Source organism: Paenibacillus sp. J22R3 (assembly GCF_056269305.1).
Genome location: NZ_JBWDNS010000006.1, coordinates 424,439 through 448,088, shown reverse-complemented (window position 1 = coordinate 448,088; position 23,650 = coordinate 424,439). Strand labels below are relative to the sequence as shown.

23 protein-coding genes are annotated in these 23,650 nt (G+C 50.2%); 17 read left to right on the top strand and 6 right to left on the bottom strand.

The genetic code is table 11. The annotated features are described in order from the left end of the window. Positions 1–10: 10 nt before the first annotated feature. From AC0YN4_RS25515 to AC0YN4_RS25505, 3 genes are all read left to right on the top strand, one after another. Positions 11–1,351: an aminoglycoside phosphotransferase family protein gene (locus AC0YN4_RS25515; RefSeq protein WP_475837115.1), complete on the top strand. Its 1,341-nt coding sequence runs from the start codon at positions 11–13 to the stop codon at positions 1,349–1,351. 106 nt (positions 1,352–1,457) lie between these two features. Beyond that, positions 1,458–1,922, top strand: a complete 465-nt coding sequence (locus AC0YN4_RS25510) for a phage tail protein (RefSeq protein ID WP_475783332.1) — start codon at positions 1,458–1,460, stop codon at positions 1,920–1,922. Between the two features lie 25 nt (positions 1,923–1,947). Further along, on the top strand, positions 1,948–2,304 hold the full coding sequence (locus AC0YN4_RS25505) for a VOC family protein (RefSeq protein WP_475837114.1): 357 nt from the start codon (positions 1,948–1,950) through the stop codon (positions 2,302–2,304). Between the two features lie 103 nt (positions 2,305–2,407). Here the strand turns inward: AC0YN4_RS25505 and AC0YN4_RS25500 are convergent, their stop codons facing one another. From AC0YN4_RS25500 to AC0YN4_RS25475, 6 genes are all read right to left on the bottom strand, one after another. Continuing rightward, on the bottom strand, positions 2,408–3,037 hold the full coding sequence (locus AC0YN4_RS25500; RefSeq protein WP_475783253.1) for an HD domain-containing protein: 630 nt from the start codon (positions 3,035–3,037) through the stop codon (positions 2,408–2,410). 236 nt (positions 3,038–3,273) lie between these two features. Beyond that, the gene (locus AC0YN4_RS25495; protein WP_475783252.1) at positions 3,274–3,567 is read right to left on the bottom strand and encodes a Dabb family protein; all 294 of its coding nucleotides are present in this window, start codon (positions 3,565–3,567) and stop codon (positions 3,274–3,276) included. A 59-nt stretch (positions 3,568–3,626) separates the two neighbouring features. Further along, a complete protein-coding gene (locus AC0YN4_RS25490; RefSeq protein ID WP_475837113.1) occupies positions 3,627–4,397 on the bottom strand; it encodes a TIM barrel protein in 771 nt (256 codons plus the stop codon). A 43-nt stretch (positions 4,398–4,440) separates the two neighbouring features. Next, positions 4,441–5,280: an AraC family transcriptional regulator gene (locus AC0YN4_RS25485; RefSeq protein ID WP_475837112.1), complete on the bottom strand. Its 840-nt coding sequence runs from the start codon at positions 5,278–5,280 to the stop codon at positions 4,441–4,443. A gap of 26 nt (positions 5,281–5,306) precedes the next feature. Beyond that, the gene (locus AC0YN4_RS25480) at positions 5,307–6,371 is read right to left on the bottom strand and encodes a zinc-binding dehydrogenase (RefSeq protein ID WP_475837111.1); all 1,065 of its coding nucleotides are present in this window, start codon (positions 6,369–6,371) and stop codon (positions 5,307–5,309) included. A gap of 174 nt (positions 6,372–6,545) precedes the next feature. After that, positions 6,546–6,899, bottom strand: coding sequence for a DoxX family protein (locus AC0YN4_RS25475; RefSeq protein WP_475837110.1), 354 nt, complete (start codon positions 6,897–6,899; stop codon positions 6,546–6,548). Positions 6,900–7,221: 322 nt separating this feature from the next. Here AC0YN4_RS25475 and katG point away from each other — a divergent pair, with 322 nt between their 5' ends. From katG to AC0YN4_RS25405, 14 genes are all read left to right on the top strand, one after another. Next, positions 7,222–9,396: a catalase/peroxidase HPI gene (gene katG / locus AC0YN4_RS25470; protein WP_475837152.1), complete on the top strand. Its 2,175-nt coding sequence runs from the start codon at positions 7,222–7,224 to the stop codon at positions 9,394–9,396. Positions 9,397–9,558: 162 nt separating this feature from the next. Continuing rightward, on the top strand, positions 9,559–9,957 hold the full coding sequence (locus tag AC0YN4_RS25465; RefSeq protein ID WP_475783247.1) for a DUF1398 family protein: 399 nt from the start codon (positions 9,559–9,561) through the stop codon (positions 9,955–9,957). A 274-nt stretch (positions 9,958–10,231) separates the two neighbouring features. After that, positions 10,232–12,649 (top strand): RNA polymerase recycling motor HelD, encoded by a 2,418-nt coding sequence (helD, locus tag AC0YN4_RS25460; RefSeq protein ID WP_475783246.1) that lies wholly within the window; start codon positions 10,232–10,234, stop codon positions 12,647–12,649. 228 nt (positions 12,650–12,877) lie between these two features. Next, positions 12,878–14,347, top strand: a complete 1,470-nt coding sequence (locus AC0YN4_RS25455; protein ID WP_475783245.1) for an S-layer homology domain-containing protein — start codon at positions 12,878–12,880, stop codon at positions 14,345–14,347. Between the two features lie 128 nt (positions 14,348–14,475). Continuing rightward, positions 14,476–14,838: a DUF1304 domain-containing protein gene (locus AC0YN4_RS25450; RefSeq protein WP_475783244.1), complete on the top strand. Its 363-nt coding sequence runs from the start codon at positions 14,476–14,478 to the stop codon at positions 14,836–14,838. Positions 14,839–15,024: 186 nt separating this feature from the next. Then, on the top strand, positions 15,025–15,399 hold the full coding sequence (locus tag AC0YN4_RS25445) for a GntR family transcriptional regulator (protein WP_090980452.1): 375 nt from the start codon (positions 15,025–15,027) through the stop codon (positions 15,397–15,399). 3 nt (positions 15,400–15,402) lie between these two features. Then, the gene (locus AC0YN4_RS25440) at positions 15,403–16,125 is read left to right on the top strand and encodes an ABC transporter ATP-binding protein (RefSeq protein WP_475783243.1); all 723 of its coding nucleotides are present in this window, start codon (positions 15,403–15,405) and stop codon (positions 16,123–16,125) included. Continuing rightward, on the top strand, positions 16,125–16,868 hold the full coding sequence (locus AC0YN4_RS25435) for a hypothetical protein (protein ID WP_475837109.1): 744 nt from the start codon (positions 16,125–16,127) through the stop codon (positions 16,866–16,868). The genes AC0YN4_RS25440 and AC0YN4_RS25435 overlap by 1 nt, the downstream gene beginning before the upstream one ends. Positions 16,869–16,870: 2 nt before the next feature. Next, positions 16,871–17,965: a DUF4097 family beta strand repeat-containing protein gene (locus AC0YN4_RS25430; RefSeq protein ID WP_475837108.1), complete on the top strand. Its 1,095-nt coding sequence runs from the start codon at positions 16,871–16,873 to the stop codon at positions 17,963–17,965. Continuing rightward, positions 17,962–18,891 (top strand): ABC transporter ATP-binding protein, encoded by a 930-nt coding sequence (locus tag AC0YN4_RS25425; protein ID WP_475783240.1) that lies wholly within the window; start codon positions 17,962–17,964, stop codon positions 18,889–18,891. The genes AC0YN4_RS25430 and AC0YN4_RS25425 overlap by 4 nt, the downstream gene beginning before the upstream one ends. After that, positions 18,884–19,825, top strand: a complete 942-nt coding sequence (locus tag AC0YN4_RS25420) for an ABC transporter permease (protein WP_475783239.1) — start codon at positions 18,884–18,886, stop codon at positions 19,823–19,825. Before AC0YN4_RS25425 ends, AC0YN4_RS25420 begins: the two co-directional genes overlap by 8 nt. A 223-nt stretch (positions 19,826–20,048) precedes the next feature. Then, positions 20,049–20,993 (top strand): ABC transporter permease, encoded by a 945-nt coding sequence (locus AC0YN4_RS25415; RefSeq protein WP_475783238.1) that lies wholly within the window; start codon positions 20,049–20,051, stop codon positions 20,991–20,993. Between the two features lie 15 nt (positions 20,994–21,008). Beyond that, positions 21,009–21,938, top strand: coding sequence for a carbohydrate ABC transporter permease (locus AC0YN4_RS25410; protein WP_475783237.1), 930 nt, complete (start codon positions 21,009–21,011; stop codon positions 21,936–21,938). 93 nt (positions 21,939–22,031) lie between these two features. Then, the gene (locus tag AC0YN4_RS25405) at positions 22,032–23,540 is read left to right on the top strand and encodes an ABC transporter substrate-binding protein (RefSeq protein ID WP_475783236.1); all 1,509 of its coding nucleotides are present in this window, start codon (positions 22,032–22,034) and stop codon (positions 23,538–23,540) included. Positions 23,541–23,650: the final 110 nt, after the last annotated feature.

The window sequence follows — 23,650 nt, the reverse complement described above, 5'->3', positions numbered from 1 at the left end:
TTATGATCACATGGACAATGTTAATGTAATTTATGGCATATTGCCGCACCCGACGCTCGCGGGCCGGGTGTTTGTGCAGAAAGAAAATGACGAGTGGTGTCTCCCGGGTCTGCGAGTGGAAGAACAAATTTCCTCGACTTCAGCAACACGCGAGATGTCGCGTATGTTCGGTCAGCCGGTGATCGCGTACAGATACGTATCTATTTCAGAAGACCTACAACGGGGTCGAATAGAAGGCATCTTCTTATTAGACAATCTTGGCAGCGACAAATTAACGCAAGAGGGAAAATGGGTAAGACGGGATGACTTGCCCCATTTACAATTCAAACGATTGGACCATCTCGAAGTCCTTAACAATCATTGTTTTGAACCGGAGACCGTTGATCAGCCAAAGTACCGCCGGCCATGGGAGAACAGCGGTTGGTTTACCGGAGTCATGACGTGGATACAAGAGATTGTCGCCTCATTGGGCAGCGAGGTTATTGCGCAACCGGAGCCCATGAAATGGTGGAGTCTGTCGTGTGTCCTCCGGGTACCCACCACACAGGGAAATGTCTACTTCAAAGTAAATGCCGAACAACCGTTGTTTGTGGATGAAGCGAAGTTTCTTCAACTCATAGGTAACTTCTACCCGGGGCGTGTACCGGTCGTCCTTGGAGCTGAACCGCGATACGGATGGATGTTATCAAGCGATAGCGGAATGAGCATAAGAAATAGCGTTACAATGGAACAGAAGATGGAGTTGCTGCGAATATTCGCAGGCATCCAGCTTGATTCCATCAACCATATAGATGAGTTGCTGGAAGTAGGCTGTGCCGATCGCAGACCGCATCGATATATTCCTTTCATTGCCCCGCTTTTGGATGACGAACTAATGATAGCCCGGCTAACGCCGGAAGAAATTAGCGATCTTCGAAAGCAACTGCCCAAAATCACGGAGATGTGCTTGAAGCTCTCGGAGTACGAGATTCCATCCACGCTGCTGCACGGCGATCTTAATCTAGGGAATGTGACAAGCGCACAAGACGACAGGCTGAGCCTCATCGATTGGACGGACGCATCCGTAGGCCATCCCTTCATGGATATGTTCCTCATCTTTGATGAAAGCGATATAAAGCTGCGTGGTCAACTTCGAGACGTTTATTTGGCCATGTGGAGCGACTTCGAGCCGATGCACCGTCTGTTGGAGCTCTGGTCGCTCTGCGAGGTCATCCATGCCATCCATCACGCCATTAGCTACCAATCTATTCTGCACCACACCGAGGAAAGGGCAAGACCCGAGCTGGACGACGGCCCTCCGTTCTACCTTCGCAAGGCATTGCGATTTCTTCATGAGCAAGCTGAACAATAATTCAAAAACACCCGTTCCGGGGAGCAAGTGGTTCTTACGCCTCTAGCCTAATATTTGGTATAATATCGGGGATAATAGGATTATATGGAGAGAATGAGGGATGACAATGTCGTATGTCGTTGATTTTAAAAATGTGTCTACAGTTGGTTTAGAGTCTTCACCGGTAGCAGAGACGCTTGCCGGCTTGCGCGCGAATGAAGCCCGTTATTTTATGAACAAATACGAACATGTGTTTACGACTGTCCCGGCAAGCGAAAGTCAGGAAGATCTCGATTATGCGAACCGAATTCTGAAGGAGGAACGCAATATCGAGTTTGCGGCCAAGCCTTTAGAGACCTCGCGTTTTCAAGTGGAAAACATTCAATTTACCTACGTCTTCTATGAGGATGGCCTTTCGATCAATGTGATGTATACGGTCGATGACCCTAAGAAGCGGGCTGTTGGGTTTAAGCTGTCTGAAGGAATGGAGATACCGAAGGAGCTGGAACCGAAGTTTAAATTCGCAAGGCAGAAGTCCAAATTAGCCGGCACCATTCGGGGTTCGTTCTTCGTTATTAAGGGCGAATATTAAACAGAAGGGCAGTGAAGTTGCCGCTATGATCAATGCTGCACATATTATTTTGTATAGCACGGACGCGGATGCAGACCGGGTTTTCATGCGAGACGTACTCGGATTAGCAGGTGTGGATGCCGGCGGCGGGTGGCTTATCTTTAAACTTCCCCCTGCAGAAATTGCTGTACATCCTACAGATGGACCAAGCAAGCACGAGTTCTACTTTATGTGCGAGGACATCGAGAAGACGCTAATGGATTTAACGGCAGCAGGTGTTGAAATCTCGGCGCCGATCAGCGATCAAGGTTGGGGCAAGCTGGCCTCCATTAAGTTTCCAAGCGGTGCGGATCTTCCGATTTACCAACCGCTTCACCCCGTAGCCTACGACCTGGAGAGCTGAGTCTATACCAAAGTTAAGGCCATCCCGCAGCGGGATGGCCTTTAACAATTCGACGGATGCATGAATAACTGATAAGGCAATGCTAACGGAAATGAGGTCAGCATTAGGACGCCAATGCTTCCTTCGTGATCTGCTCGATGTCGATTGGAGAGCGAGCTCCTTCGCTTACGAGGTCGGGCAAAATGTGCTGCAGGAAGTAATCGACGCAGTGCAGCCGAATGCCTTTGATCTTAATGAGCGCATATCGGTACATGACGATGAACTCTTGCTCGGAATTTCCCTTCTGCAGCTCGGCGAACGCTTCGTAGATCTGATCCATTTTATCGGCCACTTCGAGGATTTGCCCTTCTACGGAATCATCCTTGCCTTCGCGCAGCTGTCTGCGGAAGATGGACTTAAACTCTTCAGGGATATGCTCATCGATGAAATGGGCCACCATTCCTTCTTCGACTTGCTGTAACATGGAGCGCAGCTCCATGGAGTAGTGCTTGACGGGCGTCTTAATATCGCCGATGAAAATTTCACCGTAGTCGTGACTGCTGGTGATTTCATAGAGCTTCTTCCAGTCGACAGTGACACCGTGGCTTTCTTCGATATCGGCCAGAGTTTTGGCATACTGGATCACTTTCCACGAATGCTCGGCAACGCTATGTTCCTGGAATTTGAATTTGCCGGGACAACGAATAATTCGTTCCAAGTCGGTTAACGATTGGAAATACGCATGAATGCCCATACTATCAGATTCCTTCCTTCGATAAGAGTTGGCTTGCTGCCGTCGTAGGTTCAGTATAAAAGCGGATTGTTTGCGGATCGTTAACTCGAGATTGGCAATCGGTGGACGTAAGTCACCCAGTGCACCCATTATGTACGGAAGAAGGCCGCAGATGACTGAAGATGAAAAAAATGGCGCCACAGATAGGAGATCTGTGGCGCCATTTTTTAATTTACCCTTTAGAATAAACGTTATATCTAAACTGCAATATCCACGCCGATACTGTCTAATCTGCCAACTTCACGAATGTAGGAGACGACAGCCTGATGGTTTTCATGAATCGTGTATGCATTCACTGCATCTTGATTCTCGAATCTCACCATAAGCACAACTTGGTATTCTTTGCTTTTCTCCGCCATGTTGAGTCCTGCCTGAATTTCGACGATTCCAGAGATGGTATCTTGCAGTGCCTTGAAGCGTTTCGCGACCTCTTGAAGCTGTTCATGTGTGGTCGTTTCAGCAAATTTCAAAAGTACAGTACGTTGAATCATGTATGATTCCTCCTATAAGGCAGCGGTAGTAGTTCTTGTCCATTTTACATGCGACAAGCTTACACTTCCACTCGAGACAAGATTTCGTCTTTAAACTGTTGAATGGCAGCATCTGTATCGATCGTGTAGCCGCCTTCCAATCCGACAAAACCGGAGAAGCCGGTACCTTTGATGGCATTCAGGATATTCACGTAATTTAGCTCGCCCGTGCCCGGCTGCTTGCGGCCGGGGTTGTCCGCGATATGGTAGTGGTTGATGCGTTCCATGTAACCGGTCGCGTTACGGATGACGTTGCCTTCTGTAATCTGCTGATGGTAGACGTCGAACACGAGCTTCACGTTCGGGCTGCCCACTTGGTCGACGACATCCACGGATTCGTCCGAACGCTGCAGGAAATGTCCTTTATGATCTACGAGTCCATTAAGCGGCTCCAACTCCAATACGACACCTGCTTCCTCAAGCAGAGGTGCCAAGCGCTTGAGCGTCTCCACCATCGTTGCTCGTTGAACGTCGCGAGGGACGCCATCTATTTCGTTGCCTGTTTGTGAAATAATCGACTTCACGTTCAGCACCCGGCAAGCTTCGATCGTCTGCCTAACGCCTTCGATGTAAGCGTCCCGCTGCGACTCGTCGACCAAGCTGATGAACTTCGTGCACGTCGCGCTGATGCCGACGCCAATCCGCTCTTGTTCCTTGGCGAAAGCCTTAAGGTCCTCCAGCTCCCACCAGGCGTAGTATTCGAGCCCTTGAAAGCCGTGTTCTTTGATTTTCTCCAGATGATAGACGGCGTCTTTGCCTTGATAAGCCCCGATACACAATGAATATTTCATGCTGCCAATTCGCTCCCCTGACCATTTATGGTGATCCATACCTTCACTTCGAAACCCGCCATTTGCGATTGAGCTCGCGAAATTGGGTAGGCGCTATGCCGACGTAGGACTTGAATAGTCTCGTAAAGTTCTGTAATTCGCTATAGCCTAACCGTTGCGAAATTTCCGTCACGGACAGATCGGATGTCTCCAGCAGCGTCTTCGCTTTCTGAATCCGCATTTCGCGTTGTACTTGGAGCGGGGGTTTGCCGAATAACTCCTTGAACCGGTTGCTAACATAAGTGGGATGCATGTGAAGCTCATCTGCCATCTGCTGCAGCGTGAGTGGTTCTTCGGGCGATTGTACGACCCGTGAGAGCATAGCCAGAAACACATCGGATTTGGCGACGTCCTTCTGGGCGTCTTTCTGACTGAGTGCGCTGTTCAAAATGATGTATAAGAGCTCGAGCGACTTCGCTCGCGTTAAGATCGAACGCGGCAAGGAGGGCATGCGGGCATCCGCCGAATCGATGAATTCCATGAACACTTTCTCGAAATAGACATGATCTTGCAGCGGGAACACGAATGGGATGCGGAACATCTTCATGACATCCATGACGCCTTCAATTTCGAATGTGAAATGCCACCAAAGAAACTCGGTTTGGTCGGAGGTATCTTTATAATGATCATGCACCACATGCGGGGGAATAAAGGCGACGGTCCCCGGTTCGAGTGCCATCTCTTCTCCATCGATTCGGAGCTTGGCGCTGCCCGACTTCAAATAAGACATGACGTAGAAGGGAAGTGTGCGGTTCAGCGTCTTCATCTCGCTGCGGCGATGCACATCGAATTGGCTGACCTGCAGCTCGGCATGTTTTAGAAAATAGCTCAAGCTATCGCTCATCACACTTCCCCCTTCTTTGTTACAGATTAAAACGTGACGCCAAGCTTAATGCTCTGCTCCGGACTTTGATCCACGTAAGTCTCATATCCCTCGGCGGATTCCTCGAAAGGGATGACCGGGTAAATGATATTCTCGCAATCGATACGGCCGCTCGAGAGGATATCCCAGCATACGTCTTCGATTCTGCGCCAGCTCCAACGCGGATAGTCCGGGTTCGGCTCGCTGCAAGCACGGGAGAAGACGATTTTGGCATTGTTGAAATGCGCTTCGCGGCCCAAATCGAGCCCGCCTTTGAACGCTCTGGCCCAGCCGAGGAAAGCGATTGTGCCGCCGTAAGCCAGCCCGCGGAGCCCTTGCTGAAGCGCAAATTCGTTGGCACTTGTCTCCAAGATCACATCGACGCCGAGCTTGCCTGTCGCTTTCTTAAGTTCGAGCCCCACATCATCCGTGATGGGATCGAATGCCGCATCCGCACCGTTCTTAAGCGCGACTTCGCGCCGTCCTGCGATCGGATCAATAACGGCCACCCAGCTGGCGCCCGCCAGCTTCGCCAGCTGTGCAGCGATTTGACCAATTGCGCCGAGGCCGAATACTGCGACACGGTCGCCCGCCCTAACGTGTGCGTCGCGAATGCCGCCAAGCGCAAACTGAGCGGGATCGAAGCACACCGCGTTTTTCCATGACATGCCTTCGGGCATTTTTTTCAAATAATAGTTGTTAACCGCGTTCACGATATGCGTTTCACGAATGCCTCCGTAACAAGATACACGGTCCCCGACGTTATACTCCGTTACTTCGGAACCTGCCTCTGTAATGACGCCCACCCAGATGTTGCCTAGGTTCCAACGTCCGAAGCCGCCGTCCGTTTGAATATCCTTCGGATCTCTCGGCAAGAACAGATTCCAACCTTCTTTATCATCGAAGTAATCTGCCGTATGCGGGCTTTCACCGCGGAAGCCTGCAAGATCAGTGCCGTGCTTGGGCGAAGCGTGGTCGACGCGCACCCTCACCTCGTTCGGCAGAATAGCACGATCTTCGTAAGGGATAATCGCCGCTTTACGCGGGGCTGATGCGATCAATTGTTTAGGCATGTTTCATCCTCCTGATTGTAAGATAATAATCACTTATGAATAAGAGCATAATCTCGGTTGTTATCGCTTACAGCTTGATTATATAGCATGTTATTCCATGAACCATTATCAATAACCGATGGATACTTATCACTTTTACAGGTTTATTGAAAAAAGCTCCCCAAATGAGGGGAGCTAGAAACGACCGATCGCGACCATCAAGGCCAGCGCGATGAAGACAATATTCACGCCGATTTCCCGATACTCCTTACGCCCTATATGGAACAAGGCGCCACAGAGGACGATTACGGCAAGCGCGGTAGCGGCTATTGGCGTTAACACCGGTACGATATCCAACGCTTGAGGCAGGATAAGTGCAACTGCGCCGAGTAATTCTGCTATCCCAATAAAGGCTACGAAGGCTTGTGGAACGTCTTTCACCCAGCCCCATGAAGCTTTGGCCTTCTCAAACTGAAAGGCCTTCAACCAGCCCGAATAAATAAAACCTAATGCGGCAACACCTTGTACGATCCATAATGCAATATTCATGATTGATCTCTCCCCTGATTACGGATTAGTTGACTGCTATACGTAGGATAGCCCCTGGGGTCGACGGTAGGAAGTAGGCACTTTTTTTAAACCTAGTATTTAAAAGTGACCTTAAACGGGTAATGGGGGAAGCGGGATTGTCCGTATTTGGCACCGTTGGACATAGGGTAGTGTGGTGGGACATATATATTTGGTAGAGTCTTAACGACGTGAAGAAAGCCCCAAAAAAACAATTGATTTCTGCTGTGATTAGCTTTATAACTAGTATTAGAATAATTATCATTTAGTACTAATTTTAGTTTATGGGGTGATAACGATGAATATGGAAAATGCTAACGCAGGGAAGTGTCCGTTCAATCATGGAAGCGCTACGAGTCCTGCATCTAGCGGTACGTCGAATAGAAACTGGTGGCCTAACCAACTGAATTTGAACATTCTTCATCAGCATGACCAGAAAACGAACCCGATGGGCGCAGCGTTTAACTATGCAGAGGAATTCGCCAAGCTGGACTATCCGGCACTTAAACAGGATCTTCGTGATCTGATGACAACCAGTCAAGATTGGTGGCCCGCTGATTACGGTCATTATGGTCCATTCTTTATCCGTATGGCGTGGCACTCGGCAGGCACATATCGTACGGGCGATGGCCGTGGAGGGGCCGGAACCGGCACGCAGCGGTTTGCTCCTCTTAATAGCTGGCCAGACAATGGCAACCTGGATAAAGCGCGTCGACTGCTGTGGCCGATTAAACAGAAGTATGGCAACAAGATCTCTTGGGCGGACTTGTTTATTCTGACGGGGAATGTTGCCATTGAGTCCATGGGCGGCAAAACCTTTGGTTTCGGCGGCGGCCGTGAGGACGTCTGGCATCCGGAAGAGGATATCTACTGGGGTGCTGAAACGGTATGGCTGGGAGACAATCGCTATAAAGGTGATCGTGAGCTCGATAATCCGCTCGCGGCTGTTCAAATGGGCTTGATCTATGTTAATCCGGAAGGTCCTAACGGCAGTCCGGACCCGCTTGCAAGCGCCCGAGACATTCGTGAAACGTTCAAACGGATGGGAATGGACGATGAGGAGACGGTCGCTCTCGTGGCTGGCGGGCATACGTTCGGCAAAGCACACGGAGCGGGAGATGCCGCACTTGTCGGGGCTGAGCCGGAAGGAGCTGCTATTGAAGCGCAAGGCTTGGGCTGGTTGAGCACGCACGGCTCAGGCAAAGGCCGTGACGCCATCACGAGCGGTATCGAAGGCGCATGGACGGCGAATCCGACGCAGTGGGATAACGGCTTCTTCGAGCTGCTGCTCGGGTATGAATGGAAGCTCACGAAGAGCCCGGCAGGCGCGAATCAATGGACGCCTATAAACCCTGCTAAGGAGCATCTTGCACCAGATGCGGAAGATGCGGCCGTTCGCGTTCCGACGATTATGACCACTGCGGACATGGCGCTTCGTGCGGATCCGGCATACGAGGCAATATCTCGCCGTTACTATGAGAACCCGGAAGAGTTCGCGGATGCCTTTGCTCGCGCATGGTTTAAGCTTACTCACCGTGACATGGGGCCTCGTGCAAGATATCTGGGACCGGAAGTGCCGGAAGAAATTCTGATCTGGCAAGATCCTATATCTGCACCTGAGACGGAGCTGACAGACGCCGAAGTAGAAGAGCTGAAATTGAAGATCCTAAGCGCAGGACTAACAGTCGGCGAACTGGTATCGACAGCTTGGGCTTCGGCCAGTACATTCCGCGCCTCCGATATGCGCGGCGGCGCGAATGGTTCCCGAATTCGTCTTGCTCCACAGAAGGATTGGGAAGTGAATCAGCCGGAGCAGCTTGCGAAGGTTATTGCTGCACTGGAAGCCATTCAGAGTGGTCTGGATAAGCAAGTAAGCTTGGCTGACTTAATCGTACTGGGCGGCAGCGCCGCAGTGGAGAAAGCCGCTCGAGATGCGGGCTTTGATGTGACGGTGCCTTTCGCCTCCGGACGCGGCGATGCCACGCAAGAGCAAACGGATGTAGAGAGCTTCGCTGTACTGGAGCCGGCTGCCGATGGATTCCGCAACTATCAGAAGAAGCAGTATAGCGTCAGCCCTGCTGAGCTTCTGGTGGATAAGGCACAGCTGCTGAACCTTACGGCACCGGAAATGACTGTACTCGTAGGCGGCATGCGCGTGCTGGGCACGAACTACGGGAATACCGGGCATGGCGTGTTCACCGATCGCGAAGGTACGCTCACGAACGATTTCTTCGTAAATTTGCTGGATATGGGCCTGCAGTGGAAGCCGGCTAATGCGGTGGTTTACGAAGGGCGTGACCGGAAGACGGGCGAAGTCGTGCGTACGGCTACCATCGTCGATCTCGTGTTCGGCTCAAACTCCGTACTGCGCGCCATTGCTGAGGTTTACGCGCAAGACGATAACCAAGAGAAGTTTGTGCGTGACTTCATTGCGGCATGGGTGAAGGTCATGAATGCAGACCGCTACGATCTTGCATAACCGACACGAGAGTAGACAAAGCACTTATTGAATTTTATTTATAGAAGCTGAAGAGCGCTGCCTAATTCAGGTGGCGCTCTTCATTTTTGCCGGGCTTGTATGTATGCTATTATGGCAATAAATCCAACTCGTACACTAACATCTCACAAGGAGAGGCTTCCTATGAATATTGAAGAAGTTAAACGAATTAGCTCGGTGTCCAAAAGCGAAAGATGGCCCTACCCAAGAACGTTTCAGGAATTGCTCCATGCAGGAGTGGTTGCTTATCGGACAAGCGTAGCCAACGACAACATCGTGTATATGGGGGCAGACAGTCAGTACGAGGAAACGAATTCGGCGGCGGTTTCAACCCTTGAGGTAGCGGAGCAGTTCCAAGCCGATGCCGTAAAGAGAGGACTGGTACATCATCAGCAGCATCGGACTCCTTTTTCAGAATTTCTTAGGGACATGGCAGCTGCAGGCGTACACTATTACGAAGTGAATATGATCGATCGTACGATTAACTATACGAGCGGGAGAGCCGGAGAGTCTTATGTGGAGGCTGTTCCGGTTTTCGAATAACCCCGAAGTCGAGGGGGCTGCCGGATCACAGGTTCAAGCGTAGTTTACAATAGAGACAAAAACACCCCGGGAAAATTTCCCGGGGTATTTATCGTAATCACCAATTGTGCTCGAAAAAGCAACATGCTATAATAAAAGAATTCTCTGCAGTTTTATGTATTAAGTCGTAGTTATTGCATCTTATTTATACCTTAATATTATCACAGGGAAGTGCGGGTTGTCAAATGTTCTTTTGCTTCTCCAAATTACAGTTTAAAGGAGTGTGCCCAGAAGGATGATACACGCAAAGGATTGGGAGAACGAACAAGAGCGGCTGGAGCTGACAATGAGCAAGCTCAATGAAGCAATCGTGGAGCTGGAGCCTAAAGTGGATCAACTGGGTCATCAAGCGGCGGACATCCGCAAGCGATTCTGGGAAGAAGTCACGGTGAATACGAGCACCCATGAGGATTTTGAAGAGACGTTCTTCACGATTCAGCAGCAGGCAGCCGTATTATCCGAACGGGAGCGGAGCCACCGGCAGCTGCAGCAGAAATGGAATAGCGTGAAGCGACTGTTGGTATCTCCCTATTTTGGACGTATTGATTTTCAAGAGGCTGGTCAGGATCTGATTGAGCAGGTTTATATAGGCGTGTCCTCTTTCGTCGAACAGGACGGCATGAATTTCTTGGTGTACGACTGGCGTACGCCAATTGCGAGTTTGTATTACGACTACTCCCCTGGCGAGGTTGCCTTTGACACGCCCGGGGGATCAATTAAGGGGATCATGACGCAGAAGCGGCAATACCAGATTCGTGACGGACGGATCCAGAACTTGTTCGACTCCAGCATAACGATTGGCGACGAATTGCTCCAGCAGGTGCTGGGCAAGGGCGCTGATACACAGATGAAGAGTATCGTGGCGACGATCCAGAAGGAGCAGAACGCCATCATCCGTGACGATAGAAGCCGCATGCTCATTGTGCAAGGTGTGGCTGGCAGTGGAAAAACCTCTGCTGCCCTGCAGCGCGTAGCGTACTTACTATATAAACATCGCGATAAACTGACGGCTGATCAGATTGTTCTCTTCTCACCTAATCCGATGTTCAACAGCTACGTGTCTACGGTTCTTCCGGAGCTTGGCGAGGAGAACATGCAGCAAACGACCTTCCAAGAATATCTGGACTATTGGCTTGGATCAATATTTCAACTGGAGGATCCCTTCGACCAGCTTGAATATGTGTTAACCGAAGATTCGACACAGGGGTATGCGCCCCGTCTGAGCGGAATCCAATATAAGTCTTCGGAAGCGTTCCTTCAGGCTCTTCATGGTTATGCGTCGTGGCTGGGGCAAGCAGGGATGCTGTTTAACGGCATTCGATTCCGCGATCGGGTTTTAATTACCGGCGATCAAATCAAATCGAAATTTTATAGTTATGAACCCTCGATTCGACTAACCAATCGCATAACTCTACTGCAGGAATGGTTAATGAAGGAACTGACTCTGCTGGAGAGAGAAGAGCTGTCGGCTTCGTGGGTTCAGGAGGAACTGAACTATCTGGACAATGAGCAGTATGCGGAAGTATTTGGCGAGCTGCACAAGGATCGCGGTGTGTTTGATTTCGCCGAGCAGTATGCGGAGGTACAAGAATTTGTAACGAAAAAGCGCCGTGGAGATGAAGCAGACTTCAACTTCGCCGAGCAAGAGGAAGAGATGCTCTGCCGCATGGTCGTGAAAGAGGCCTTCAAGCCGCTGAGACGAAGCGTAAAGAGTATGTTGTTTATCGATATGCAGGGCATATACACGCAATTGTTCAGCGAGAATGACAACGTGTATCTTACAAGGACGAACACTGCTGAAGTCCCCGAGCATTGGCCGCAAATCTGTGAGCAGACGAGGGAGAAGCTGAGTCGACGCGAGCTGTATTATGAGGACGCAACACCGTACCTCTATCTAAAAGAACTCATTGAGGGCTCTCGGGTGAATACGCTGGTTCGGTATCTCTTTATTGACGAGGGCCAGGATTATTCAATGTTCCAATATCAGTTTCTCAAGAATCTGTTCCCTCGTGCCCGCATGACGGTATTGGGTGATTTCGGTCAGGCGATCTTCACGCAGGCAACGAAATTACATGAGGCGGAGTCACCGCTGCTCAAGCTCTATGGCGAGGCCGAAACGAGCCGAATTCAATTGTCCCGCAGTTACCGCTCCACGCGCGAGATTGTAGAGTTCACCAGGTCGCTGCTGCCGGGTGGCGAGGGGATCGTGCCCTTCGATCGGAGGGGAAGGAAACCCCTTCTTATTCAGACGGGCAGCGACGTGATGAGGACGGCGCGAATGGCAGCGGACCTCGCGGCTCTTCAGGCGGAGGATTTCGGCTCCATTGCTATTATTACGAAGACAGCAGCCGAGAGCAGGGAGGCCTACGAACGCCTTGCCGCTCATGGTTGTCAGGGGCTGCGGCTTGTTACGAAGGAGACGCCTGTCTTCGAGAAGGGAATCATGGTTATTCCCTCTTACCTCGCCAAAGGGGTGGAGTTCGACGCCGTGCTTATCTATGATGCCGCTTCTTCCGTATACCATCGGGAAAGTGAGCGCAAGCTCTTCTACACGGCATGTACGCGTGCCATGCACCGGCTTCTACTATATACGACAGGTGAGTGGACACCGTATATCCAGGGTTTGGATTCCTCATTGTATGAAGGGGTATAAGCGAGCCGGAGTGGACCGCAGTTATAGGTTTAACACAGTAGACACGGTACCCGACTTGGGTGCCGTGTTTATTTTTGCTAATATCCAGTTTATTGAAATGGGTTATAGTTCGAAAGAATCTCGTTCTTTTGTAATTCTTTTTCACTTATAAGCTAAACAAAATAGGTCTGCATGCCGAAATAAATTTTAGAATAATTTACTAGTTTTTAATAAAAGGAGCGTTTGTTGATGAAGAAGAAGGCTTCAAAATGGTTGATTCTCCCACTTGGAATAAGCTTACTAATGCCAAGCTTAGTTGCGAATGCAGCGGATTCGGCCCCAAAGACGTCGGCAGATTTTCAAGATTTGAAGGATTTGGATGCAGCAACCAAGGCCAAATTTGATGCATTGATTTCCAAGGGTATATTTGATGGCATGGGCAACGACACGTTTGGAATTAAAGAAGAAATGAACCGTGCACAATTCGCTAAAGTGGCTGCTTTGATTTTTGGCCTCCAGGTCGACAGTACTTTAAAGACTTCCTCGTTTAGCGACGTGGGTGGCACCGATGGAACGAATGGTTGGGCGATTCCTTACATCGAAGCCGCGAAGAAAGCCGGACTAATTAACGGAGTTGGCGATGGTAAATTTGCTCCTGGCAACACCGCGACTTTAGGACAACTTGCTACTGTATTCGTTAGAGGCTTAGGCGGTACAGTAGATGTCAACAAAACACCATGGTACAGCGATGCCGTTAAACAAGCCATCGAGTTTAAAATCCTCGATGCAGGAGTAGACGGTTCAAAAGTCGCCACTCGTCGTGATCTGGTTGTTGGTGCGTATGGCGGACAGCAAGCTTATGAAGTGATTAAGAAAGAAAAAGAAGAAGAGAGTAAGCCAAAACCACCAGTAGTAATACCATCTGGAGATACAACTGCACCGAGCATCACCGCTGCTACCGTTAACGGCAGAGATGTAACGGTATCCGGTGGCACAACAGGTACGATCAGCTTTAAGAGCAGTGCGTATCTGACAGCGGGAACGCTTAGCGTGAGTGAAGCTTCGACGTTGACTATTACTGCAATTGAAGGTATCACTTTGACGGATTATCCGTCGTTGCCACTCTCTCAATCCCTAAATTCCGGCTCGAACACACTTGATCTGATTGACAAGCTTGGAGCGCTCGATCCACAAGAAGACGGCGTATCCATGTCGCTGCTTAATCAGTTGGATACCAACGATGACGGGCTAGTCATTACGGGAACGCTTCGAGATAATTCCAGCAACTCCCGCACGGTAACATTAACCATTAAAGCAGACGATGCGGCGCCTAACCTGACTGCAGCGAACGTCAACAATCTTGCTGTTACTCTTAATGACAACGAAGGCCAAATCACGATCACAAGCGGTTACCTGACTACGGGAAACATTACTTCCAATGAAGACGCCACTTTGACGATCACCGACATTCAAAACGTGAACCTGTCCTCTTATCCGTCGTTGAACTTCACGCAGCAGCTTGTCGGAGGAACGGCTTCATCCTTGGATCTAATCACAAAATTAGGTGTTTTGGATAAACAACATGACGGTGTGTCCGTTAGCTACTTGAAGCTCCTTGGCGGCAATGCCAATCAGATGGTTGTATCGGGTACGTTGACTGACGCTGCGGGCAATGCCAGCGCGGTTACTCTTACTTTTTACTGGAACAACATCGCATAACAAGATGGATGGTGAAGAGCGCATACCTTTCAAGGTGGCGCTCTTTTTTTGTAGGTAGAGCTTGTCCCGGGGTTCGGTAGGATGTATATATAGGATATAAACGCATACAGGCAGGGGAGAAGACGCAAATGACGATTATAGCTGCACTATTGGTTGCACTTGTCGCAGTGGAGCACATCTATATCTTAATACTGGAGATGTTTATGTGGACTACGCCGCGGGCATTAAAGGCATTCGGTACCACGAAGACGTTCGCCCAAGAATCGAAGTCCCTCGCTGCCAACCAGGGATTGTACAACGGTTTCTTAGCGGCAGGTTTGCTCTGGGGATTGTTCCATCCCGCAGCCGCAGTCGGGCATCAGATTCAACTATTCTTTCTCTGCTGCGTACTCGTTGCTGCTATTTATGGAGGCGTAACGGCTAAGAGATCTATCTTGATTGTGCAAGGTCTGCCTGCAATCGTTGCACTGGCGTTCGTGTTGATGACCTAAGTTAAGTTAGCCGTGCTAACACGCTGATGTCCTCAAATCGCGATTGTAAAAGCCGCTTCCCGCATAGGAAGCGGCTTTTTGGCGCAAATAGAAACAAAGCCATTGACAAGCGCCTCGGATTCCACATATATTATCGGTACACTAGTTTAGTAGTGCACTGGTTCGCGGTCTATAGGAGGGTCGGACATGCAACTTAATTTTGACAACCCGAAACCGATATATTTGCAAATGGTGGACGAGGTCAAGAAGGCGTTAGTCAGGGGTGAGCTGGCGCCGGGAGACAAGATCCCTTCCCTGAAGGAAAGGGCTCAAATGTCGCAGGTTAACCCGAATACGGTGCAAAGGGCGTATCAGGAGATGGAGCGGGAAGGATTGACGGAGACGTTGCGCGGCCAAGGCACGTTCATCAAGAACGACCCGGCTTTGCTGCTGCATATACGAGCGGAGATGGCCAACACGGCGGTACGCCAATTTATCGAGGAGATGCGGGGTCTGGGAGTCGAACCGGGAGAGACAGAGCTCTTGCTTCGCAAGCAATTATACGAAGGCGAGGAGGCTTAGAGCATGAGCATGAATGAACATTTCGACCAACCCTATATTGCAGAGTTACATGGCGTTCATAAACGATACTTGTTGAAACACGCGATTAACGGAATCGACCTCCAAATCCGCAAAGGAACGATAGTCGGCTTGCTCGGCCCGAACGGGAGCGGTAAATCGACTCTGCTTAAGATGCTGGCGGGAATGATCTATCCGACGTCAGGCAGCATTCTCGTAAACGGCAGGGAGCCCGGCGTTCGGAACAAAGCGCAGATCGCCTATTTGCCGGAGATCGACAATTTGTATGGCTGGATGACGGTGAAGGAAACGCTGCGTTTCATCTCCGGCTTTTATCCCGATTGGAAGGCGGACAAAGCGGCGGATATGCTCGCGAAGATGGAGCTTGATATCGACCAGAAGGTGCGCAGCTTGTCCAAGGGAATGCGCGCAAGATTGAAGCTGATCGCTGCCTTATCCCGCGATGTGCCGCTCGTCCTGCTTGATGAGCCATTCTCGGGCATCGATCCTTCCTCGCGCGCTAAGATCATCCGCTCGATCGCCAGCGAATTCGAATCCGGAGAGCAGACGATCATCTTATCCACTCATTCCGTGAAAGAGTCTGAGCCGATGTTCGATGACGTGATCTTCCTGCAAGGCGGACGAATCAAACTGTTCGACTCCGCAGAGAACCTGCGCGCGGAGTTCGGTTGTTCACTCGAGAACATATGGGAGAAGGTGTACGTGTAATGGCATTCCGCAATTTATTCCGCAAAGAGCTGAAGAGCGTCTGGCCCTTATACGGCGTTTTCTCGGTCGCGGTCCTTTTGATGGATCTCTTGCTCTGGTTCAAGAGTGGGGTATGGGAGGATGACGTGCTGTCGATGTTATCGTTGTTATTCCCTTATATCTTCATTGCTGTGGTCACGATCGGTGTAGGCTATTATCAGCTGCATTCGGAGTGGAGAACGAATTCGATTTACTTGCTGCTCTCGCTGCCTGTACGTGGATGGAAAGTGTTAGCGGCGAAGCTCGCAGCTACGATAACGTTGTTGATCGGAGTCATGCTGTGGATTGCAGCAAGCTTCTCGCTCACGCTGCTAATCGCCAAGTGGGATGAGTGGCAAATTGTCCACGAATTGCTGAGCTTCAAGCCGGAGATCGTGAACTTGATTCTGCACAGCTTCTGGCTCTACCTGTTCATCACGGTATTCGCGGTCGTTATCGTGCAATTCGCATTCCTTTGCGGGCAGCTCGTCGCGCGATTGAAGTGGCTCGTTGTTCTCATCGCTTTCGTCACGGCGCTCTGGGCCACGCTTCGGGTTAGCCCGCTCTTGTCGGCGCTGCTGAAATGGACGCCTGATATATGGATAGGCGGCGAAGGGCAGGATGGAACGTTTATGCAAACCGGACCGTTCATCGTTGTGGCGCTTATTATCGTCGGATTAACGTGGCTGAATGGGTATATTTTCGAACGGGAAGTGGAGGTATGAAGATGACGTTACGCTCTAAGAGAACGCTTCTTCTCTCCGTGGTCTTCGTCCTATTCGTGGTGATGATTCTGGATATCGGGATTCGCAAAGAGGAGCCTTTCAAACGCTTTAGCGATCAATTCGTTAATGAGGCGCGAACGCAGGCCCGTGAGCAAGCGGACCATGGCGTGACAAAGACGGACGAGAGGCAGCTTGAGATTACCGACCCAGTGACGCTGCAGGAGCTTCAGCTCACCGGCGCAGGTGGTCCGATAACGGTGCAGCGAGCAACCGGCGGCATCGTAAGTCTGCAATACGCGGTTACCGTGTTCGCATCGGACGCAGAGGCAGCAGATCGGATGAACAAGGCGGTAAGCATCGAGCAGCATCATGAAGCAGGTAAGGTCAACTTGGTTGCAATGGCCGGCGGGAAAACGCTTGATCAAGATGATTACGACATCGCCTACACGCTGCTCGTGCCGGATGGCATGAAGCTGCGACTGAGCGCTGAAGAGGAATCCATTCGGCTCGAAGGCATTCATGGCGATGTTGATGTAACCTCAAGAGGCGGCCTGGTGGAGCTCGTTGGGGCCACCGGAAATTTAACCATTAATGGCTCCTATGGCAATGTGTACGCTTCTGGCATAAACGGGGATATCACGCTAAACAACGAGTCGGGAGTCGCAACGATTGAGGACGTTCGAGGCCATGTATCGGTGAGCGGCAGGTCCGGAAGGCAGTTTATCCGCCGCGTTCAAGGAGCAGTAAGCGGAGTTACCGAAGGCGGCCCCGTGAACGTGAGCGACATCTCCGGCAACGTTAATTTGAGCGGAGTAGACGGCGATATTCGAATGGACGGTATTCGCGGTGACATCAAAGTGGATTCACAATCCGGAACAACGGATGTGGTGCTGCCGCAGGATGGCGGATTTAGTTTAAACGTTGAGGTTAAAGATGGGTCCATTCTCACGAGTTTGCCGTTTATAAGCACAAAGCCGGACAACGACAATAGGACGCGATTAACAGGTGCGACCGGTACCGGCAAATGGAACGTCGACATTACGTCGAGTAACGGAGAGGTTATTATCCATTCCCCAATAGAGGAGGCACAACCATGAGCGATACGCCGGTTGTAAGCTTGCGCAATGTGACCAAGAAGGTCGGCAAGACAACGATTATTGATAATGTAACGTTCGACGTGCCCAAAGGCGAAATATTCGGTTTTCTCGGTCCCAACGGAGCCGGCAAAACGACCACCATTCGAATGATGGTCGGCTTGATGTCCATCACCAAAGGTGAAATTCGCATCCAAGGCCATAACATTAAGAACGAATTCGAGAAGGCTATCCGCCACGTCGGTGCAATCGTCGAGAACCCGGAAATGTACAAATTTCTGAGCGGCTATCGTAATTTGGTCCATTACGCACGTATGGTCCCGGGAGTGACCAAGGAAAGAATCGATGAAGTGGTCAAGCTGGTGAAGCTGGAAGACCGCATTCACGATAAAGTGAAGAAGTATTCCCTTGGTATGCGGCAACGGCTAGGCGTCGCTCAAGCGATGCTGCACAATCCGTCCTTGCTCATCCTGGATGAACCGACGAACGGTCTTGACCCTGCGGGAATTCGCGAGCTGCGCGACTATTTGCGGTACTTGACACGGACCGAAGGCATTACGGTTATCGTATCGAGCCACTTGCTCTCCGAGATGGAGTTGATGTGCGACCGCGTGGCTATTCTGCAAAAGGGCAGACTGGTGGACATCAAACCGATTCACGAGTTTATCGGCTCCGATGAGCAAAGCAAGTCCTATCTCATTGAAGCTGACTTTACCGATGAAGCGGTGGCGGCGATCAAGCGGATGGAAGGCGTCAAAGAAGTGAAGCTTGTTGAGGGAGGCGCCGAAATCGTGACCGGACGGGAACGGATCCCGCGTATTCTGTCTTACTTAATGGGTAGCGGGATTGACGTCTTCGGTGCACATCCAATTAAGGTGTCGCTCGAAGATCGGTTCTTGGAAATGACGGGAGGCGAGCAGGTTGGTTAACTTAATTCAGAACGAAAATATGAAAGTATACCGCCGCTGGCGAACTTGGATCATGGTCGGGTTCATGATCGCGATCGTGTTTACCGCCAGCATCCTGGACTGGTATTACGACAAAGACACCAATTCAGAGACGTGGCAGAAACAAGTCGAGCAGCAAAAAGACACCATGGTGAAGGAATTGGCCGATCCGAAAACAGACGAGGGATCAAAGAAATATTATAAGGATCGAATCGCACTAATCGATTATAGGCTGGAGCATGACATCAGGCCGGAGGTCGGCACCATGTGGAGCGGCATTAACGGTTCCGCGACGTTAGTCATCTTGATTACGCTGTTCACGGTCATTATCGCCGGAGACAGCTTGGCCGGTGAATTCTCGACAGGGACAATCAAGCTGCTCCTCATTCGGCCCGCTAATCGGCTCAAGATCCTCATCTCTAAGTATGTATCCATGATTATGTTCGGCATCTTGTTACTTATCGTGCTGTTCATAGTATCCGTGTTGATTAACGGATTGCTGTATCAGTTCGGCGATATGAACTTGCCGCTGGTCGGCATGGATTCGAATGGGGACATCTTCGAGCGGAACATGCTTGTTAACTTGTGGAAAACCTATCTGCTAAACGGTGTATCCACCGTGATGTATGTCACGATCGCGTTCATGATATCTTCAGCGTTCCGCAGCAGCGCAATGGCCATCGGGTCCTCGATCTTCTTATTGTTTGCGGGAACCATAGTATCGGAGCTTATTCAGCGTTACGATTGGGCGAAGTACGTGCTGTTTGCCAACCTCAATCTTGCACAGTATCTGGAGGGTCGGCCGTATCAGGATGGCATGACGCTTTCCTTCTCCATCATCATGCTGGTCATTTACTTTATCGTGTTCAATCTTGTTTCTTGGCTTGCGTTTACGCGCAGAGACGTGGCGGCCTAAGTCGGTCCACAATTTAGCTTAACATGCAAAAAGCTTTCAAACCGCCAAATGCTGGCGGTTGAAAGCTTTTTTATTTTGCACATTCACCCCCAAACCTAACGTTTGTTGACTGCGGTCTTATGTTTGTTGTCTGGAATGAGGCCTGCAACATTCTATACAATGACATCAGTTAGTTTGAAAGCGCGTACACGCTGAACGTGAACAAACGGAAGGAGTGGCTGACATGGACATGAAGAGCGGGCGTAAACGCTTACGAACACGCTGGCGCACGCAGGATACAGAACTGACGTTTCTGGCCCTGCCGACGACCATTTGGTATATCTTATTTTGTTTCTTACCGATGTTTGGTCTAATTATTGCCTTTAAAGATTTCAAGATTCACGGTGGCTTTCTCAGCAACGTCATCAACAGCGATTGGTCAGGTTTCAAAAACTTCGAGTTTCTGTTCAAGTCGAACGATGCTTGGGTCGTGATGCGCAATACGCTGGGATACAATTTGATATTCATTATCCTAAGCATTGCAGTACCCGTAACTTTGGCACTGATGATTGGCCAACTGCACAGCAGTAAAGCCGGCAAAATCTATCAAACGATGATGTTCTTGCCTTATTTCTTATCTTGGGTCGTTGTATCCGCCATTGTTTGGGCGTTTCTAAGCTTCGATAAAGGGATCGCCAATCAATTCCTGGCAGACCTCGGCAAGGATCCTGTGAACTGGTATATGGAGCCTAAATACTGGCCGTACTTTCTGGTTTTCATGAATGTATGGAAGGGCTTGGGCTACGGCATGGTTGTCTATCTAGCGACCATCACCGGTATCGACAGCACGTATTACGAGGCCGCCGTAATCGATGGCGCTTCCAAATGGCAGCAAGCTCGGTTTATTACATTGCCGCTTATGAAGCTGGTCATCGTGATGATGTTCATCCTGGCCGTAGGGCGAATCTTCTACACGGATTTCGGATTGTTCTTCCAGGTGCCGCGGGATTCTAACTCTCTCTTCAACGTAGCGACTACCATCGACGTTCTCGTCTATAAGCAGCTGAAGACGGCAACGGTAGGTATGGCTTCTGCTTCCGCATTCGTACAATCCGTAATGGGTTGTGTGACCATTCTGATTGCCAACTGGGTCGTTCGTCGTGTAGACCGAGAGAGCGCAATGATGTAAAGGAGGAAGCGGGAAATGAAAGCAAAAGCGAAATATGAATCAGGTCTCGACAAATTCAACCGAATCGGGACCGCCACGAACGTAAGTTTCAATCTGATTTTCATTATATTGGCGTTGGTTTGCCTCGTGCCCGTCCTAGTGGTACTGTCCGTATCGCTAGCCAGCGAGGATTCCATCCGTAACGATGGTTATCATCTCATTCCGACGGCCTTTTCCGGAGAGGCTTATCATTATATTGTCAAGCAAGGGAAGATGATTAGTCAGGCGCTCGGCATCTCCGTACTCGTTACCGTCGTAGGTACCGTGCTTGGCGTGATGCTTACGACTTCGATGGGGTATGTCCTTTCGAGGCCCAATTACAAGCTTAATGGGCTGCTGACTTGGGTCGTATTCATCCCGATGGTGTTCAATGGAGGTTTGGTGTCCAGCTACTATATCAACTCGAATTTGCTGGGTCTGAAAGATACGGTGTGGGCACTTATTCTGCCGCTGGCCGTCTCCTCTTTCAACGTAATTATTTGCAAAACCTTCTTCAGAAGCACGATTCCGGACGCTCTGATCGAATCTGCCGAGATTGACGGCTCGAGCCAGCTGCGCATCTTCTTCTCCATCGTGCTTCCGATATCGCTGCCGGTACTGGCTACCATTGGATTGTTCCTATGTTTCTCCTATTGGAACGATTGGTTCCAATCCATGCTGTACATCAACAACCAGAACCTGTACTCGCTGCAGGCGCTGCTGAACAGCTTGATGAGTAACGTGGACGCTCTGGCGAAGAATGCTTCCAGCATGGGCATCAGCTATGCGGAGCTTGTCGCCACGATGCCTAAGGAATCCGCGCGTATGGCCGTTGCCATCGTCATTGTGGTTCCGGTGGCCGTTGCCTACCCGTTCTTCCAGAAATATTTTATTTCCGGTCTGACGGTCGGCGCTGTTAAAGGTTAACCCGAAATAAGCCTGGATTCGTCCGGTTTATGATAGCTGCCGCCTGATACAGGCGGTGGAAACAAAGATCGCAATCAAAGGGAGGAAATGGGTATGAAAAAGACAAAGAAGCAATTGCTTGCAATCGGGGCCGCGGCGCTTTTGACAACAACAGCACTAGCGGGCTGCGGAAACTCGAATTCCAATTCCGAGTCGAGTAACAACACGCCTTCTAACACAGCTACAAACACGGAGGCAAACAAACCTGCTGAATCGGGCGAAGTGCCGACGCTGGTATGGTGGACAATCGGTGGGCAAACGCCTGCTAACTTCGACAAAGCAATCGCTGCGATGAACGAATACACCGCTGAGAAAATCGGCGTGAAAGTCGACATCAAAGTAGCAAGCTGGGGCGACTGGGATACGAAGATCAATACCATCGTAAACACCGGCGAACCGTTCGATATTATGTTTACGAATAACAGTAAGTACAGCCAACAAGTTAACTTAGGCGCATTTGCGGATCTGACAGATTCCGTACAAAGCGATTCGCCTGATCTTTACAAGCTCATTCCTGAGAAGGTATGGGACGGAACGAAAGTCGGCGGTAAAATTTACTCCGTACCGACGTACAAAGATTCTTCATTGACTCAATATTGGGTATTCGACGATAAGTACGTACAGAAATATAACATCGACGGCGCTAGCATCAAGACGTTGAAAGATCTCGACAAACCTTTCCATGATATGAAGGCCGGCGAAGGCAAGAGCTTCTACCCGCTGTCCCTCACGCAAGGCGACGGATTTAACGGATTCTTCAACGGTTATGACGATATGACGCTGGGTCTGCCGCCGATCGGCGTGAAAGTCGACGACGCTTCCCGTAAAGTCGTATCCGTGCTGGAGCAGCCGGAAGTCATGGCAGATCTGAAGACGCTGCACCAATGGTACAAGGATGGCATCATCAATCCGGATGCCCCGACGAAGACGGAAGCTGACAAGGCTCGTCCATTCTTCGCGGCGCAGGCATTCCCAGGCGCGGAAGCAGGCTGGCAGATCACTGAAGCGGTTGCGAAGTACGATATGTTCCAAATCTTCGGGCCTATTTATACAACGAGTACAATCCAAGGTTCTCTGAATGCGATCTCGGCTAACTCGAAATATAAAACGGAAGCTCTGAAATACCTGCAGTTGGTAAATACGGATCCGAAGCTGCGTAACATGCTGGCATTCGGTGAGCTCGGTGTCGACTACGACAACGTAGACGGCGAGAAAGTCGTTGAGCGTAAAACAGATACATGGCCATTGGCTGCTTATACGCAAGGTACATTCTTCGACTTGGCTGTAACGAAAGGCGCTCCGGTCGATCAATGGGATCAAGTGCGCAAGCTGAACGATCAAGCTACTTCGTCCACGAACTTGGGCTTTGCGCTAGACATCAGCAAGCTGGGTACTGAAGTGTCCAACACGAAAGCCGTATGGGATAAATATCGCTATGAGCTGATGACAGGTGCTTCTGATCCTGAGGTGATGGTACCGAAGATCGTAGCAGAATTGAAAGCAGCCGGTATGGATGCGATTACAGCTGCTGCTCAAGAGCAAATCAATAGCTATTTCAAATAAGTTACCGCAAGTAATCGAGTAAAAGGCATACAGAAACCCGAACGGAGATAGCCGTTCGGGTTTTCTGCCACGAAATACCTGATTGCTTTTGGAGGCAACGACGTTATAAG